Origin of the sequence: Halobacterium zhouii (assembly GCF_021249405.1) — an archaeon.
In the GTDB taxonomy this organism is placed as follows: domain Archaea; phylum Halobacteriota; class Halobacteria; order Halobacteriales; family Halobacteriaceae; genus Halobacterium; species Halobacterium zhouii.
In genome coordinates, this window is record NZ_CP089593.1 from 1071182 (window position 1) to 1085591 (window position 14410).

Genomic DNA, 14410 nt, shown 5'->3' on the forward strand with positions numbered 1-14410 from the left:
ACTCGATGAGCGTCGACTCAGACTCTACCGCGAGCGCCCCAGATACAGAGGCCGACGACCTCGCACGCCAGCTCGGCGAGGCCATCCGCGACCTGCCCGAGTACGAGGCGTTCGAGGAGACGAAGGCCGCCGTCGAGACGAACGAGGAGGTCCAGGACCGCATCGACGAGTTCGAGTCCCTCCGCCAGGAGTTCATGCTCGCGCGCCAGACCGGCGACGCCACCCAGGAGGACGTCCAGACCCTCCAGGAGGCCCAGAACCACCTCCACGAGCACCCCGTGATGGCGGAGTATCTGGAGGCCCAGGACGCCCTCCAGGACCGCTTCGAGGCACTCAACGACACCATCTCCGAGGAACTCGCCGTCGACTTCGTCGGTGAATCGGGCGCCTGCTGTCAGGACTGAACCGCGCAACGATTCCACTCGTTCTCGCCGTCGTATCGCCGTCACCGCTGGCGTTCGTTCCCGTCGCTACTCACGCCAGCGCTAGTTCTCGACGACGTCGGCGGCCAGGTTGTGCGTCGCTCGCCGCAGTCTCTCGGAAGCCGCCTGCTGTGAGACGCCGAGTTCGTCGGCTATCTCCTCGAGAGAGCCCTCGCGGGGCACCCGGAAGTACCCGCGGTCGAACGCCACAGAGAGGGCCTGCTGCTGGGCGTCGGTGAGCGGGTGCGGGTTCGCGGACTCGGAGTCGTTGTACATGCGGTGGAGCGTGAACGTGACGTCGTGGTCGTCGCAGATCGACCGGAACTCCCGCAGCGCCGCCCGCGTGGGGAACCTGACGCGCTGGGTCCACTCGCCGTTCGAGGCCTCCATGTCGAGTTCTGCGCCGCCGAGTTCCATCCACCGAGGGTAAAGAGACACTTCCGCGCGGTCGGAGACGCGGTATTTGTAGAGATTCCGCTCGGGGAACGACTCCAGTCGGGCGACGTTCTCGACCGTCGGGTCCTCGCGGAGGGCGGCGTCGAAGGCCGACAGGTCGCCGTCCTCCGCCCACATCACCGTCACGGGGTTCCCGTCCGGGAGACCGTCGACGGATTCGACGTCGATCCTGACGTCGGGATTCGTCGTCATCGCGTCGTACAGCACCATGCGCGGGGAGGTGAGCGAGAACGCTGCGATGACACTCATCACGTCGCAGTACCCCTCCAGCGGTGAAAAACGTTCTCTGTGAGGGCGGCATCCCGCGCAGACGACCCCGGAACGCTTACGCGGGCGGCGGTCCACGCGCCGAACATGGTACACTCGGACTGGGGCGACTGGCTGCCGACGGCGGTCGCCGACGCGTCGCCGGACGGCGTGGCGGTCTGGTATCTCGGCTGCAACGGGTTCGTGTTGAAAGGGTCCGGAGGGACGACGCTGTTCGTCGACCCCTACCTTGGTACCGGCGACCCGCCGCGCACGGTCCGGATGATTCCGGTGCCGTTCAACCCCCGGGACGTCGAGGCGGCGGACGCCGTGTTCGCGACGCACGAGCACACCGACCACGTTCACGGCCCGAGTCAGGCGCCGATTCTCGCGAACACGGGCGCGGACTTCTACGCGCCGGACGACTCGGTGACCGTCGCGCGCGAGGACGAGGAGTGGCACGACCGCTACGCGGTCACCCCGGACCAGTACAACGAGGTCGCAGAGGGCGACACGTTCGACGTCGGCGAGTTCACTGTCCACGTCGAGGTCGCTCACGACCCGGACGCCTCCCACCCCGTCTCCTACGTGTTCGAGCACGACGCCGGCACGGTGTTCCACGGCGGCGACACGAAACCGACCGAGGAGTTCGCGACGCTGGGCGAGCGGTACGACGTCGACCTCGGCATCCTCGCGTTCGGCGCGGTCGGGAACATTCCGGACAAACAGACCAGGGAGCCCTCGCGCACGCGGTGGTACAACGACGAGAACCAGGTCGTACAGGCCGCCAGCGACCTCCAGTTCGACCGCTTTCTCCCCTCCCACTGGGACATGTGGAAGGGGATGACCACGGACCCGAAATCGCTCGTCCACCACGCGCGGAGTTACGAACACCCCGAGCGCCTGGAACTCGTCGAGATCGGCGACAGGGTGAACGTGACGGACAGTTCATGATATGGGCGATGGATAAGTCATCATAGGCCTGTCAGGAACCCCGCCAGAGGCGTGACAGGCGAATAAGCATCGGGGCGCACGGCGGACAATTTAAGTCACTCTCTGTGTAGATGCTGGTATGCACGACCAACGCATCTGGGGTGGTTTCGGTGAGTGACGAGACAGTCGTCGAGACCGACGGCGTCACCGTGAGTAAGTTCTTCAACGCCGAGGACTTCCCGGTTCCAGCGGTCGCTTTCGAGGTGTCGTCGTCGCTGGACGATTCGGCCGAGTTCGCTATCGTCGACGAAATTCCCGACGAGTTCGGCATCGACCAGATCGGGTTCCACCCGGAGTACGGGAGCGAGCACTGGACGGCGGACGGCGACGGCGTCGTCCGCTTCGAGCGCGAGATCGACGCCGGCGAGTCGTTCACGACGGTGTACGGCGTCCGGATGGAGGCAGACCAGGACGAGACGCCGTTCCTCTCCGCACCGACCGTCGAGGTCGCGGGCGAAGACATCGACGACGTCGTCCCACCAGAGTCGACATCTGTCGTGCGGGAACTCGCGGGCGGTGAGCGCGACACCGTTCCCGGTCTGGAGGACGACGAGGAGATCGAGGCCGACCTCGACGCCGACGAGTCGGTCGAGGCGCTCGAGGGTGACGACGCCGAGATTCTCGGCAGCGCCGAGGAGAAACTCGGCGTCGCCGACGACGCCCCTACAGAGGATGACGCCGACGACGAGACCGCGAACGCGGACGCGACTGCCGAACCCGGCCTCTCCGCGGAGGACGTCGACGGCATCGGCGCCGGCGGGACCACGGACGACGAGGACTCCGTGACGGTGGACGACACGGAACCGGTCTCCGACTCTGACCCTATCGACGCCGGACTGGACGACGACGCGAGTCTGGATGTCGACACGAGCGCCGGTTCTGACACCGACGCCAGTGCTGGCGCTTCGACGGGAGAAGTACCGGACAGCTTCGACGCGAGCGACATCGTCGGTGCGCTGGCCGACGCCGTGCGCGAGGACCGCGTGAGCGACGAGGATCTGGCGACCCTCCAGGAGGCCTTCGGCGGCGTGCCCAAGAGCACGCAGACCGAGATCGAGCACCTCCAGAGCCGCGTCTCCGAGATGGAGTCGTACACGGACGCCCTGAAGGCGTTCATCGACGAGAACGGCACCGCACAGGACGTGCTCGCGGACTTCGAGTCCGACCTCGAAACCCTCGAATCTGACGTCGCTGCCGTGCAGGACGACGTTTCGAGCGTCGAGGGTGACGTCGCGGACGTCGAAACCGAGGTCGCGGATGCCGACGCCGAGCGTGCAGACCTCCGCCAGCAGGTCGAGGACCTCGAGTCCGACCTCGAAGCGGTCTCGGCCCTTCGCGAGGACGTCGAGCGACTCGCCGGTGACCTCGACGCGCTCGACGAGCGCGTCGCGGGCGCCGAGGACCTCTCGATGGACGTCGAGGAACTCGAGTCGGACGTCGAGGCCATCGAGGACGACGTCGAGGCGATGGAGGAGTGGCGCGACCAGCTCTCGGACGTCTTCGGCGCGTAACGTCCGAGCCCCGGGCACCGGCGCGTAGCGTCCGAGTATCGGCCGGCGGCGGCCGGTTCGTGCCGCCGCAATCACAACCGTTTTTGACGCGCACCGACTTCCACGGACAATGACAGCGCCGGTTCGCGTCGCCGTTCCGCGGAAGGGGCGGCCCCTGGAGGCCGTTCTCGACCGCTTCGCGGAGCGGGCGGACGCGACGAACGTGGCCGACGACGTCGCGTCGACGCTCCGCTACGAGAAGGCGGTGACGAAGGGCGAACAGGTCCCCGAGCAGGGCGTCTACGAGCGCCTCGCGGAGTACAGCGACCCGGCGGAGCCACATCGACCCGACTTCACGCTCCTCCGGGACGCACGCGCGGGCAAACCCCGGCGCGTCGTCTTCGACTCGCTGACCCTCGACGTGGACGGAACGCCGGTCCAACTGGTCGGGCGCGAGGAGCCGTTCCGCGCGCTGCGCACACACGAGTTCGCGCTCGGGTTCGACAGCGCGGACCTCGTCCTGGAGGAGGTCGTCCAGTTGCGCCCTGAACCACTCACCGCCATCGCGGACCTGAACGACCGCATCGACCCCCACGACACGGACGTTCGCGTCGTCTCCGGCCTCGGCGATACGGTCTACCACACGCTGATGGGGACTCAAGAAGCTGTCCGCGGTGGCCCGACGGACGAACTCAGCCGGGAGTTCGTCTCGCAGTTCGAGGGCGACCTCTGTATCAGTCCGCGCTACGAGCGCCTCGTCGAGGCCGTCCTCGGGACCGACGCCACGGAGGGCGTGGAGTTCGTCTACCCCGACCCGGACAGCGAGACTGAGGAGGAGGCGGCGGTCGCGGAGACGGGCGTCGGCGTCTACCTCACGGTCACGGGATCGACCGCGCGCGACCACGGCCTCGAACTCGGCGAGCGACTGTTCCCGAGCGAGACGGTGCTGATGGAAAACCAGTGCGAGGCCGGCGGCGACGCGGTCGAGGCCGTCGAGCGCGCGCTCGCGAGCACCGAGGAGACAGCGATTCCGATGCAGTAGACGACAGCTTCTTCCCGGGTGTCGGCGTCCTCGCCGGTATGCGTCACGCCGCCCTCGAAGACCAGCCTACCGCCGTGAGCGCTGCCGACGTGTTCCGCCCACTCACCGACGCACTCGGACTCACCGACATCGCGTTGAACCACTACGAACTCACGCCCGGCGACAGCCTCGGCTTCTGCTACCACGCCCACGAAACCCAGGAGGAGGTGTTCTGTGTCACCGAGGGAGTCGTGACGTTCGACACAGAGGACGGCCGGGAACGCGTCGCAGCGGGCGAACTCGTGTGCTTCGGGCCGGGCGAGTTCCAGCGCGGATTCAACCGCGGCGACGAGCGAGCGGCGGTGCTCGCTATCGGCGCTCCACGGGACGGTGGCGAGGTGGAACTCAAGCGAGCGTGCCCGGACTGCGGCAAGCGGACGCCCCACAGAATCGAGTGGGAGAACGGTGACGCCGTTCCCACCTGTCGAAGCTGTCGCGCGGAGACGGGCCGCTACAGCAGGTAGTCGAACGCGCGCAGGACGTTCTCGCCCTGTCCGGTGAGCGAGACGTACTTCTCCCGGCCGACCGTCGACACCGCGACGTACTCTCGTTCCAGGAGCGGTGAGAGGACCCGCGAGTCGAGTCGGCGGTACAGCCCCTTCCGCGTCTCGGCGTCTGACTCCGCCACGAATGGCAGTTCTTCGTGTGCGCCAAAATCGAGAATCTTTCCCTTCGTGACGCCTTCGTATCGCCCTTCGCCGTCGGTCGACTCCCCGACGAACGAGAGCACGGCGACGTGTTCGTGCGACGGTCGTTCGATGGGGTACGTGGTGAGCGCGTGCTCGGCTTTCAGGACGACGTCTCCGCGGTCGCTCGCCAGGTGGACCAGTGCGTCCTGCGTGTCGAACGTGGGGTCTTCGAACGGAGAGAGCGGTTCCGGATCCGGAAGGTCGAGGTCGTCCGGGAGTGACGCGTCGAATCGCCGGAAGTACGCCGGGGAGTACGCGATAGAGTGGAGTAATCCGTCGTTACTCCACTCGTACGCGTCGTCGAGTGTGGAGAGCGCTGCCTCGACGGCGTCGCGTTGGCTGTCGGTCGGCGGTTCGTCGCCGCCGAGAGAGGCGTAGAGTAGGACCTGGTGTCTGGGAAGTTTCGCGTTGTCGTGGTCGTCGGTGCGGACGTGGTCGTGCCACGCGTGCTGGCGTTCTGGGGTCGCCCCCGGGACCACCGCCTGGAGCGTCGCTGTCGGGGCTTCTGTCGACGCACGCGCTGAGTGCGCTCGCAGTTCCGACCGAAACCGCGAGTTTGAGCACGTCGCGACGGGGGAGGTCCGTGGGCGGCATGCGGTTGCTCTTGCTTAGCACCGAGCGGGTTTGGTGTTTGTGTCAGTACTGTGTTTGATCGGACGATTCAGGACGACGCCGCCACCCGTCGTTACGCGCCATCACGCATCATACCGAGTACTTACGTATTGGTTATCCATATGTCGGATGTAGGATAGTAACACCTTTCTGTAGCCGTCGGTTACCCAGTTTTGTGAACAGAATAGCACCCCTAAACGCCGCCATGACGAAGAGTGAGAGATGATGTGGCAGGACCTCGTCTTCCTGGCCGGTAGTGTGTTCTCACTGTTCGTGTTGGTCCCGACGCTCCGGGACTCCATGGCGAACGTCCCCCTCGGAACGACGCTTCCCTCAGCCACCATCGGCATCGTGTACGGAACGACGTTCTTCACGCTCGGAATGCACTTCTCTGCCGCTGGGTCGCTGTTGACAGGCGTGATGTGGAGTCTCGTCGCGTTCCTCCGCTCGCCCCACCCGTACAACGACCGAACCGCCACCGAAACGACCTCAGCGCCGCGTTCGGCACCCCAGAACGCAGACTAGCGCAGTCTCTCTCTTGCAGTCAGAGGATGGGCATCCTGTCGCTGGACGCGTGTGACAAAGTGCCCCGTCAGTCCATCAGTTGGGCGTAGTCGTGCTCTTCGGTCAGCGTCGCCAACGTATCGAGTGCGTCCTCTTCCTCCTCCAGATTCTCGTGGAGGAGGTCGCCAGCCTCGTCCATCCCCAGTCGGTCCGCCAGCAGCGCCAGATTGCCGTACGCGGCGATCTCGTAATGTTCGGTCTTCTGGGCCGCGGTGAGATTGTAGACGTCTGCGATAGCCTGGTCCGGACTCCGATTCATGAACTGGTCGTGTTCCTCGACCAGCCCCTCGATTCCTTTGCACTCGGCCTCCTCGGGCGGTTCCCCGATCATGTCGAACACCTGTTCGACGCGCTCGACGTGGTGCTCGGTCTCCTCGCGGTGGTCGCGGAACGCCTGTGCGATCTCCTCGTCCTCCGTCTGTTCGGCGAGCTCCTCGAGAACGTCGAGCAGTTCGTGCTCCGCGAAGTAGATGTCTTGGAGTTCGTGCTCGAACAACTCCTCGAGTGTGTTGACAGGCATGATCGTCCAGGTAACACCTTCCACGCCGGCATCCTTAAGAAGGAACTACGTTTCGCAGTGTAGCCCAGGGTTACGACCGACGCCCGGGCGTAATGGTCGATTACAGCTCCCCGAGATGGATCTCGTCCTCGGTCATCAGCGCCACCTGTCCATCCTGGAGGGGGTAGGCCTCCTCGTCCGTGTCCTCCCAACCCAACTTGGATTTCACTTTGTCGAATCCGTCCGGATCCGGCTCGACGTACGCTGTTCCGTGACGGATCTCGACGACCAGTCCAATCTCCTCGCCGTCGTCGTTCACAACCGTCTTTCCCACGTCCTCGTCGTCGAATGAGACAGGGTCCATAACACAACTGTCGACAGCCCGGCACAAAGACACTGTTCCGGAGTCCACACCAGAACCCACCCACGTACTTCGGTCACCGTAAGCGCGTCCCGGTGTGTCGTCTGTCTCGTCGTGTCGTAGTTCGTCGCCACGGTCGGCGACCGCCACCGTAGTTATAGACGCACCGACCGTACAGACCGTCATGGGGTACTCGCCGATAGAGAACTACGGCGTCATCGGGAACCTCGAAACGTGTGCGCTCGTCGGAGCGAACGGGTCCATCGACTGGTTTTGCCTCCCGCATCTCGAGTCGACGAGCGTCTTCGCGGCGATCCTAGACGACACCGACGGCGGCCACTTCAGCATCCAACCACGCGACTCATTCGAATCAGAACAGCAGTACGTCGACCAGACGAACGTCCTCGAAACCAGGTTCTCGACAGCCGACGGCGAAGCGGTCCTCACGGATTTCATGCCGGTGGCAAGGGCCCAATCCACGACGAGCCTCATCAGTCCCTCCCTCGTTCGAAGGGTCACCTGCACGAGCGGGTCGGTCAAACTCGACGTCGAGTTCCGTCCCCGATTCGACTACGCACGCGCTAATACGGTCCTCGAACCCACCGAGTACGGCGTCGTAGCACGCGGGAACGCCGAGCAACTCAACCTCCACGGGTCGCTGTCCGTCGACACCGACAGCGACTCCGCTCACACCACCGACTCCCTCGAGGCGGGCGAATCGGCGTGGTACCTCCTCCAGTACGGGCAGCCGGAACTCGACCTGCCGGCCTACGAGGAACTGTTCGAGGACACCGTCGGTTACTGGCAGAGCTGGGTCCGTCGCTGCAAGTGGGAGACCGAGCAGGCCGGCGAGTGGTCTGGGGAGGCGGTCCGGTCGCTGTTGCTCCTGAAACTGCTCATCCACCAGCCGACGGGGGCGATCGCCGCCGCGCCGACCACGTCCCTTCCGGAGGTCATCGGCGGGGTGCGGAACTGGGACTACCGATTCAGCTGGATCCGGGACTCCGCGCTCACCATCCGCTCGCTCGCCAGGATGGGCTGTCGGGAGGAGGCCCGCGGGTTCGTCGAGTGGTGCCGGAACATCATGTACAAGGGAGATCCGAAGGGAGACACAGACCCGTTCTACCAGCCGCTCTACGGGTTACACGGCGATATGGACACCGAGGAGCAGACGCTCTTCCACCTCGAGGGATACCGTCAATCCGCGCCGGTTCGCATCGGCAACGCCGCGTCCAAACAGCGCCAGACCGACGTCTACGGGGAACTCGTGCTCGCCATCTACGAGATGCTGCGGTACCAGGAGACCATCACAGAGCGACTGTGGCAGACCGTCTGGGACATCGTGGAGTTCGTCTGTGAGATCTGGCGGGAACCCGACAAGGGAATCTGGGAGGTCCGCAGCGGCTCGCGTCACTTCGTTCACTCGAAGGTGATGTGTTGGGTAGCTATCGACCGCGGCATCAGGATGGCCACCACCGGCGGATTCGACGCTCCGCTCGACCACTGGAGGCAGGTCCGCGAGGAGATCAAACAGACGATACTCGACCGCGGCTACGACGAGGAACTCGGCGCGTTCGTTCGCGCGTTCGACTCGACAGAACTCGACGCGTCGGCGCTCAGGATGTCCATCCTCGAGTTCCTCCCGCCGGACGACCCCCGCATTCTGAGCACCATCGACGTCATCCAGGACCGACTCGCGACCGACGAGGGACTGGTGTACCGGTACTTCGGTGACGACGGAGTGCCGGGACACGAGAACCCCTTCGTGCTGTGTTCGTTCTGGCTCGTGCAGAGCCTGTTGCTCGCGGAACGTCACGAGGAAGCCCACGAGATCTACGAGAACGTCCTGGAGTACGTCTCCCCCGTCGGCCTGTTCGCGGAGGAACTCGACCCGGAGACCGGCGAGCACCGAGGGAACTTCCCGCAGGCGTTCAGCCACATCGGCCTCATCCAGTGCGCGCTCTACTTGCACACTTCGGAGCCGAACAGCCCGTCCCCTGACGCGAACCCCACCTGGTAACCGACCGGTCGGGGGTCCGGACAGTTCTTTTGGCCGACGTTTATCGCCCTCCCGAACGAACGCCCAGTATGGCGTTACACGAGCCGAACTCGGAAGACACAGATCGGGTCCGCGAAGTAGTGGAAAGTTCGATGACGTCGTCGTTCAGACTCAGCCCCCAACAGATCGACAATCTCGTCGAGAATCTCTTCGACGACGACCGGTTGTCCGAGGCGTTCGAGGACGACGACGCGGTCTTCCTCGTTTCGGAGGCCGACACCGGCGACGAATCGAATGGCATCGTCGGGTTCTTCTGGGGGACGGTCCGGGAAAGCCATGGCGACGTCCGCTGGTTGTTCGTCGACCCGGAGTACCGTGGCCAGGGCATCGGCACACAGTTGTTCGAGAACGGGGTCGAAGGGCTGCGTGACGCCGGCGCGGACACGATCCGTGCGTTCGCGCTGCAGGCGAGTCTCGACGGTCACCAGTTCTTCGAGCAGTTCGGGTTCGAGCAGACCGACGAACGGCAGGTCGAAGTCGGCGACGAGACGCTGGCTCAGTTCGTCTACACGGCGTCCAGCGACGACGCGGTTGACTCTTCGGCCGACCCGTGACCGACGACTAAGCCCTTCTACCGACCAGCTGCTTCTTTATCCCAGAATAGGGTTTACGAGTTCTCTATACGGCGTCACACCAGCGAGTAGATGTGGTCCATGTAGACCGACCGAACGCGATCACCCCAGTTGTGCGTGTACGTGTCGATGATGTCGTCCGCGACATCCCCGCGGAGATACTTCACGACACCCCTGTCGCCCGTTCGGTCCCGGAGATGCGTCGTGAAGAAGTGCCGGAAGTAGTGGGGAGTCACGTTCTCGGCGGCGTCCCCACCCACGCGGTACCACCCCGCGTCTTCGGCGTGGCTACGGACGAACGACCGGACGATGTCCGGAGTGAGCCGCTGTCCCCACGAATCTCTCGTGCTCACGAACAGCGGTTCGGCCGACGAGGGAGTATCCGGTCGAATCGCTAGCCAGCGAACAAGTGCGGCCCGCAACTCGGGGTCTACTGGGACGAGCGTCACTCGCTTTCGCTTGTTCGAGGCCGTCCGCTCTTCGCCGTTCACCGTCTCACCACGTGCCACGTCGGGGTCGACGTACAACGTGTCCAGGCGGCCGTCCAGTTGGGCCCGTGTCCCCAGGTCGTAGGAGTCGTTTACCGCCGGAACACCGAGATTGAGGTCCCGGAGGTCGAGATTACAGAGTTCCCCCACCCGCAGCCCGGTTTTCAGCAGAGTGAGGACGACTGCGTGCTCGAGCGGATGGTCGATATCGTCTACGAACGACCGCATCCCGTCTACGGACACCTCGCGCCGCGTTGGGTCCGTGTCGATGGACTCGTCCATCTCCTGCATCACGAGTGCCATCGGATTCTCGTCGAACTCCCCGACCTGGGTCATGTAGCCGTAGAACCTGTTGAGGTAGGATGCATACGTCGCTACCGTAGACTCCGCGAGTTCCGAACGGAGGCTATGCACCCACGCGAGGCAGTCGCGCCGCTGGGCAGTCCTGGGCGTCACGCCGTCGTCGAGGAACGCCTCGTACTCCCGGAGCACCCGTCCGTACGCTGTTCGCGTGCGCTCGGACTTTCCGTGATACACCATGTCCTCGAGGAAGAACTCGATGGGGTCCTGGTCGCCGTCGACTCCGTCCTGCTGACCAGTGACTTCGCCGCTCATGCATCCTCCGGAAGGGTGTACCCACCCTCGCGTGGATCGTGGCGAATCTGGCCCGCCTCAGTGAGAGACTGGATAGTCTCGTCGAGTCTATCCTCGAGGTCACCGGAGACTGTCGCGACCAGTTCGTCCCAGGTCACGACCTCGTCTGCAGACAGGGACTCGAGGACACGGTCTTCGAGGCCGCCACCCCTGGGGTTAGCGTCCGGAGAACCACCTTCCTCGACGTCGCTGAGGAAGTCGCGACGTCCGGCCTGCACCATCGTCCGTAGGAACTCGCTCTGGCTCATATCCAGGTCTTCAGCGTGTTCGGTCCACTGCTGTTTCTGGTCGGGCGGCACGTACGTCTTCACGACGGCGCGGTCGGTGCGCTGGTCGGCCATACTCGCCTCGTTTCGTGGCTACACCTTCAATGTTACCCAATAACCAGATAAATACACTTATCCTCTCCCACAGGCATCTATCGGAGTCGATATTAGTGCCATTGGGACAGATTAGGCAGAGAAATGTGCCCTTTGGGCAGATAATAGTTATTAACTGATGGTGCCTTAGACACAGATAAAATATCGGTTAGAGATCGTCTTTGGTAGACAACAGCCGGCCAGACTCCCTGGCTCGGGCTACAGACATCCAAGCTTGAAGACAGCGATCGCACTGGTGTGGAAAAATTCTCGGCTGAATCACGTCGGATACTACGAACGAACAGGCCAGCCACTGGGCGTCGTTTCGGAAAGTCGAGTTGCTCTCGTACTTCTCTATCGGCCGGGTTCCCCGCCAAGATAAGGAGTGAGTCAACGCCACAGATCCCCGGACAGAACACCGAATCGCGGCACCTACTGTAAACGACGGCACTCTACAGCCCACGCCGCGGACGATATTCTCTCCCCCGTCAGTTTCGGCAGGCCATCGTACAGCTGGGGCATCCAGCGACCACGTGGGACACGCCTCCCGGACACGAGTTCGTGGACAGGAAACCCCGGGGTTCGGAGGCGTGGAACGGGTATCCCGCGGCCCGACCTGCGAGCTGGATCGGACACTCGGCCGGCGGTAGCTCGATGGTCGTGGGTTAGGACGTTCAACCAGAGTACGGAGTGCCAGGAGGTAGACGTGAGAGGTGTTGTCGGCTGTCCAGAGTATCTTCTACCGGTGCCAGCGGAGCAACCACGGCGCAACGAGTGATTGACCAGGTCTACCTGCTTCTGCTGGTCGTGTAACCAAAAGTCTCCGCGAGTTCCGTGGCACTTTCGTTCCAAACTATCTGTAGCAACTTTGCCCCATTACCGCCCAAACTGTTCGGTTTCTGGGACTCACCTGCACCAGTTCGGGGAGCCCGATTGTTCGCTGGCGAACTCATAAACTGTATTCTGGGATACAAAGGCTGCACCCAGTAGTTCCGAACCTGGGGTAGTTTTTCGGGGTGCTACGAACTTCTCGCCATCGAGATTGACGATTCGTATCAGGAATCTACTGGAAACACTTAGCACGGCACCGACTCTCCAGAAAAAGTGTACTCTATGCTCGTTATATCCTTTAAATAGGATAGCGCGAAACGCGAAGTCAACCTACGTGAGAAGACGGCGTGCTTCCACCGCATTGATGAACCGCTTGGCCTTCACGCGCGGCTTGCTACGCGTCTCATAGACCTCTATGCTCTGCTGAATGAGGAAGTCAATCAGCCGCCAAAGGTTGTACAGTAACATCCCAAACGCGAAGTGGAACAACCGAACTACGGGGTCGTTGGAGGTCGTCCACGGGAGGAACGTCTTCAGCGTCCTGTACTGCGTCTCAATGCCCCACCGCCTCCGATAGCGGTTCATCACCCGCTCCGTCTCCGCCCGCTCGACGGCGCTCGCGTCATTCACCTCCTCGTTTGTGTAGAAGGCAGTCACGTCAGCATCGCTCTGGGTGGCTGGGACGAGCGCCAACGTCGTCTCCGCCCGCACTCGTGTCCCACTCCCCTGCTGGTCGCCGTAGAACCCGTAGTTTTCCTTCACTGCGACATCCTCACTCATCCGTTGAATCGCCCGCTTGATTCGCGCGTTCTTCGGGACGGGGATGACATAATTAACGCGGTGTTCGTGGAGCACGCGAATGATGTCCGTTGCCGCGAAATGCCGGTCGGCGTACACCGTATCGATACTCACGTGCGCTTGAGCCATACCCAGCAGTTCCTCCACGACTGCGCCAGGTCGTTTCCCCTCGGGCACCGGCAGGAAGCCCAGCACGAAGCGCACGTTGTCCCCCACGATAGAGATGGACGCGTATCGGTGCGCCCAGTCGTGGTCCTTGTCCTGATACCCCGTTCGGTCCCAGACCCACTTGCTGTCCCGGTCCTGCCCGTAGTACGCGACATCGGTGTAGTCGATGGCGACATCCACTGGCCGGTCGAATTCTAAGTGTCGCTTCGCCTGATTGACCATCAGGCCGATTGAATTGTGCGCTCGGCGCTGAATCCCGTCTCGGTCGCACTGCTTGATGTAATGGAGATGGGTGTCCCCGGTCGGACCCCCCGAATCGCGGTCGGTGTTGTCGCCGTAAATCTCCGCCCCCTGCTCCGCCGCGAGGGCTCGAACCCCCATCGCGCACTCCATTTCGAGAAAGGCGTTGCGGTGGTACTGCAGATTCTGCGCGCGGTCCGGGAGGTATCCCCACTCGTCCGCCACAAGTTGCACCATCTCACGGGGGACATCCCGCAACCTCTCGCGGATGAGGCGGCTCTCCGTCCGTTCCGATACACCACCTGCATCGGCGGGTTCGAGAGACGAACCTCCAATCGGGTGGTTCTCCGCACGAGCGCGGTTACGCGTCCACCCCGCCTTCCGTTTAATTGAGGCCTTGAGGTCGTCGGTGATGTACCCAGACTCCCAGTACCGCCAGAACGACGATTGGTCGGGCGGACCATCGGCGAATCCGAGCGCGGTCGCCGCTTCGGGGTCGTTGGCGAGGCGTCGCGCCAACTCGGGAAATGACCAATCGGCGACCTCCTTGGCGAACAGCGCCCGCAGAACCGCCTCAGTCTCGTAGTCAGGGTCCTCGCGTCGGTCCTCGTCAGGCCGGAACGGAACGTCGAGTCGGCCTGTGATGTCGAGAATTCCCGCATCGGGCTTCGACTCCAGTAGGTCACGGACCGCCTTCTGGAATCTCGTCTGTGCTGGATAGTCACTCGGGTCCGACATCTATCGGATTATAGACGCGGCCTCCGCACTGCCAACACTCGGTAAACGACGCCCGACCCCATGAATCCCCGGATTCGACCCTGTTCGCGG

Annotated in this window: 15 protein-coding genes; 8 read left to right on the forward strand and 7 right to left on the reverse strand. The window is 63.6% G+C overall.

Annotation, left to right across the window (positions count from 1 at the left end):
* Nucleotides 1–5 precede the first annotated feature (5 nt).
* Nucleotides 6–404 (forward strand): YlbF/YmcA family competence regulator, encoded by a 399-nt coding sequence (locus tag LT970_RS05510; RefSeq protein WP_232688465.1) that lies wholly within the window; start codon nucleotides 6–8, stop codon nucleotides 402–404.
* Nucleotides 405–485: 81 nt separating this feature from the next.
* On the opposite strand, the gene LT970_RS05515 is transcribed toward LT970_RS05510, so the two are convergent.
* Nucleotides 486–1127 (reverse strand): helix-turn-helix domain-containing protein, encoded by a 642-nt coding sequence (locus LT970_RS05515; protein WP_232688466.1) that lies wholly within the window; start codon nucleotides 1125–1127, stop codon nucleotides 486–488.
* A gap of 105 nt (nucleotides 1128–1232) precedes the next feature.
* On the opposite strand from LT970_RS05515, the gene LT970_RS05520 reads away from it, so the two are divergent.
* The 4 genes from LT970_RS05520 to LT970_RS05535 all read left to right on the forward strand — a co-directional run bounded on the left by LT970_RS05520 (nucleotide 1233) and on the right by LT970_RS05535 (nucleotide 5152).
* Complete coding sequence (locus LT970_RS05520) at nucleotides 1233–2078, forward strand: MBL fold metallo-hydrolase (RefSeq protein WP_232688467.1); 846 nt, start codon at nucleotides 1233–1235, stop codon at nucleotides 2076–2078.
* A gap of 149 nt (nucleotides 2079–2227) precedes the next feature.
* The gene (locus tag LT970_RS05525; protein ID WP_232688468.1) at nucleotides 2228–3628 is read left to right on the forward strand and encodes a hypothetical protein; all 1401 of its coding nucleotides are present in this window, start codon (nucleotides 2228–2230) and stop codon (nucleotides 3626–3628) included.
* 109 nt (nucleotides 3629–3737) lie between these two features.
* Nucleotides 3738–4649: a phosphoribosyltransferase HisG-related protein gene (locus tag LT970_RS05530; RefSeq protein WP_232688469.1), complete on the forward strand. Its 912-nt coding sequence runs from the start codon at nucleotides 3738–3740 to the stop codon at nucleotides 4647–4649.
* 38 nt (nucleotides 4650–4687) lie between these two features.
* A complete protein-coding gene (locus LT970_RS05535) occupies nucleotides 4688–5152 on the forward strand; it encodes a cupin domain-containing protein (protein WP_232688470.1) in 465 nt (154 codons plus the stop codon).
* Here the strand turns inward: LT970_RS05535 and LT970_RS05540 are convergent.
* Nucleotides 5140–5856: a DUF7405 family protein gene (locus LT970_RS05540; RefSeq protein WP_232688471.1), complete on the reverse strand. Its 717-nt coding sequence runs from the start codon at nucleotides 5854–5856 to the stop codon at nucleotides 5140–5142. The genes LT970_RS05535 and LT970_RS05540 overlap by 13 nt on opposite strands.
* Before the next feature lie 355 nt (nucleotides 5857–6211).
* On the opposite strand from LT970_RS05540, the gene LT970_RS05545 reads away from it, so the two are divergent.
* Complete coding sequence (locus tag LT970_RS05545; protein WP_232688472.1) at nucleotides 6212–6514, forward strand: hypothetical protein; 303 nt, start codon at nucleotides 6212–6214, stop codon at nucleotides 6512–6514.
* Between the two features lie 67 nt (nucleotides 6515–6581).
* On the opposite strand, the gene LT970_RS05550 is transcribed toward LT970_RS05545, so the two are convergent.
* Together LT970_RS05550 and LT970_RS05555 are read right to left on the reverse strand one after the other, a co-directional pair.
* Nucleotides 6582–7073 carry a DUF892 family protein gene (locus LT970_RS05550; RefSeq protein ID WP_232688473.1) on the reverse strand — a complete coding sequence of 164 codons (492 nt, stop codon included), beginning with the start codon at nucleotides 7071–7073 and terminating at the stop codon, nucleotides 6582–6584.
* A gap of 100 nt (nucleotides 7074–7173) precedes the next feature.
* Nucleotides 7174–7416, reverse strand: coding sequence for a DUF8593 domain-containing protein (locus tag LT970_RS05555; RefSeq protein ID WP_232688474.1), 243 nt, complete (start codon nucleotides 7414–7416; stop codon nucleotides 7174–7176).
* A gap of 181 nt (nucleotides 7417–7597) precedes the next feature.
* Between LT970_RS05555 and LT970_RS05560 the strand changes: the two genes are divergently transcribed.
* Both LT970_RS05560 and LT970_RS05565 read left to right on the forward strand, forming a co-directional pair.
* Nucleotides 7598–9433: a glycoside hydrolase family 15 protein gene (locus LT970_RS05560; protein WP_232688475.1), complete on the forward strand. Its 1836-nt coding sequence runs from the start codon at nucleotides 7598–7600 to the stop codon at nucleotides 9431–9433.
* A 131-nt stretch (nucleotides 9434–9564) separates the two neighbouring features.
* Nucleotides 9565–10026: a GNAT family N-acetyltransferase gene (locus LT970_RS05565; RefSeq protein ID WP_232688476.1), complete on the forward strand. Its 462-nt coding sequence runs from the start codon at nucleotides 9565–9567 to the stop codon at nucleotides 10024–10026.
* A gap of 74 nt (nucleotides 10027–10100) precedes the next feature.
* Here LT970_RS05565 and LT970_RS05570 read toward each other — a convergent pair whose 3' ends face one another.
* The 3 genes from LT970_RS05570 to LT970_RS05580 form a co-directional block, all read right to left on the reverse strand.
* Nucleotides 10101–11147 (reverse strand): tyrosine-type recombinase/integrase, encoded by a 1047-nt coding sequence (locus LT970_RS05570; RefSeq protein WP_232688477.1) that lies wholly within the window; start codon nucleotides 11145–11147, stop codon nucleotides 10101–10103.
* Complete coding sequence (locus LT970_RS05575) at nucleotides 11144–11527, reverse strand: DUF5805 domain-containing protein (protein ID WP_232688478.1); 384 nt, start codon at nucleotides 11525–11527, stop codon at nucleotides 11144–11146. Before LT970_RS05575 ends, LT970_RS05570 begins: the two co-directional genes overlap by 4 nt.
* Before the next feature lie 1179 nt (nucleotides 11528–12706).
* Nucleotides 12707–14320: a transposase gene (locus tag LT970_RS05580; RefSeq protein ID WP_232688479.1), complete on the reverse strand. Its 1614-nt coding sequence runs from the start codon at nucleotides 14318–14320 to the stop codon at nucleotides 12707–12709.
* Nucleotides 14321–14410 lie beyond the last annotated feature (90 nt).

What these genes read in the sequence shown, in the direction of transcription:
- LT970_RS05510 (WP_232688465.1), top strand. Translation starts at nt 6, where the DNA reads ATGAGCGTCGACTCAGACTCTACCGCGAGCGCCCCAGATACAGAGGCC.
- LT970_RS05515 (WP_232688466.1), bottom strand. Translation starts at nt 1,127, where the DNA reads ATGAGTGTCATCGCAGCGTTCTCGCTCACCTCCCCGCGCATGGTGCTG.
- LT970_RS05520 (WP_232688467.1), top strand. Translation starts at nt 1,233, where the DNA reads ATGGTACACTCGGACTGGGGCGACTGGCTGCCGACGGCGGTCGCCGAC.
- LT970_RS05530 (WP_232688469.1), top strand. Translation starts at nt 3,738, where the DNA reads ATGACAGCGCCGGTTCGCGTCGCCGTTCCGCGGAAGGGGCGGCCCCTG.
- LT970_RS05535 (WP_232688470.1), top strand. Translation starts at nt 4,688, where the DNA reads ATGCGTCACGCCGCCCTCGAAGACCAGCCTACCGCCGTGAGCGCTGCC.
- LT970_RS05545 (WP_232688472.1), top strand. Translation starts at nt 6,212, where the DNA reads ATGATGTGGCAGGACCTCGTCTTCCTGGCCGGTAGTGTGTTCTCACTG.
- LT970_RS05550 (WP_232688473.1), bottom strand. Translation starts at nt 7,073, where the DNA reads ATGCCTGTCAACACACTCGAGGAGTTGTTCGAGCACGAACTCCAAGAC.
- LT970_RS05555 (WP_232688474.1), bottom strand. Translation starts at nt 7,416, where the DNA reads ATGGACCCTGTCTCATTCGACGACGAGGACGTGGGAAAGACGGTTGTG.
- LT970_RS05560 (WP_232688475.1), top strand. Translation starts at nt 7,598, where the DNA reads ATGGGGTACTCGCCGATAGAGAACTACGGCGTCATCGGGAACCTCGAA.
- LT970_RS05565 (WP_232688476.1), top strand. Translation starts at nt 9,565, where the DNA reads ATGACGTCGTCGTTCAGACTCAGCCCCCAACAGATCGACAATCTCGTC.
- LT970_RS05570 (WP_232688477.1), bottom strand. Translation starts at nt 11,147, where the DNA reads ATGAGCGGCGAAGTCACTGGTCAGCAGGACGGAGTCGACGGCGACCAG.
- LT970_RS05575 (WP_232688478.1), bottom strand. Translation starts at nt 11,527, where the DNA reads ATGGCCGACCAGCGCACCGACCGCGCCGTCGTGAAGACGTACGTGCCG.
- LT970_RS05580 (WP_232688479.1), bottom strand. Translation starts at nt 14,320, where the DNA reads ATGTCGGACCCGAGTGACTATCCAGCACAGACGAGATTCCAGAAGGCG.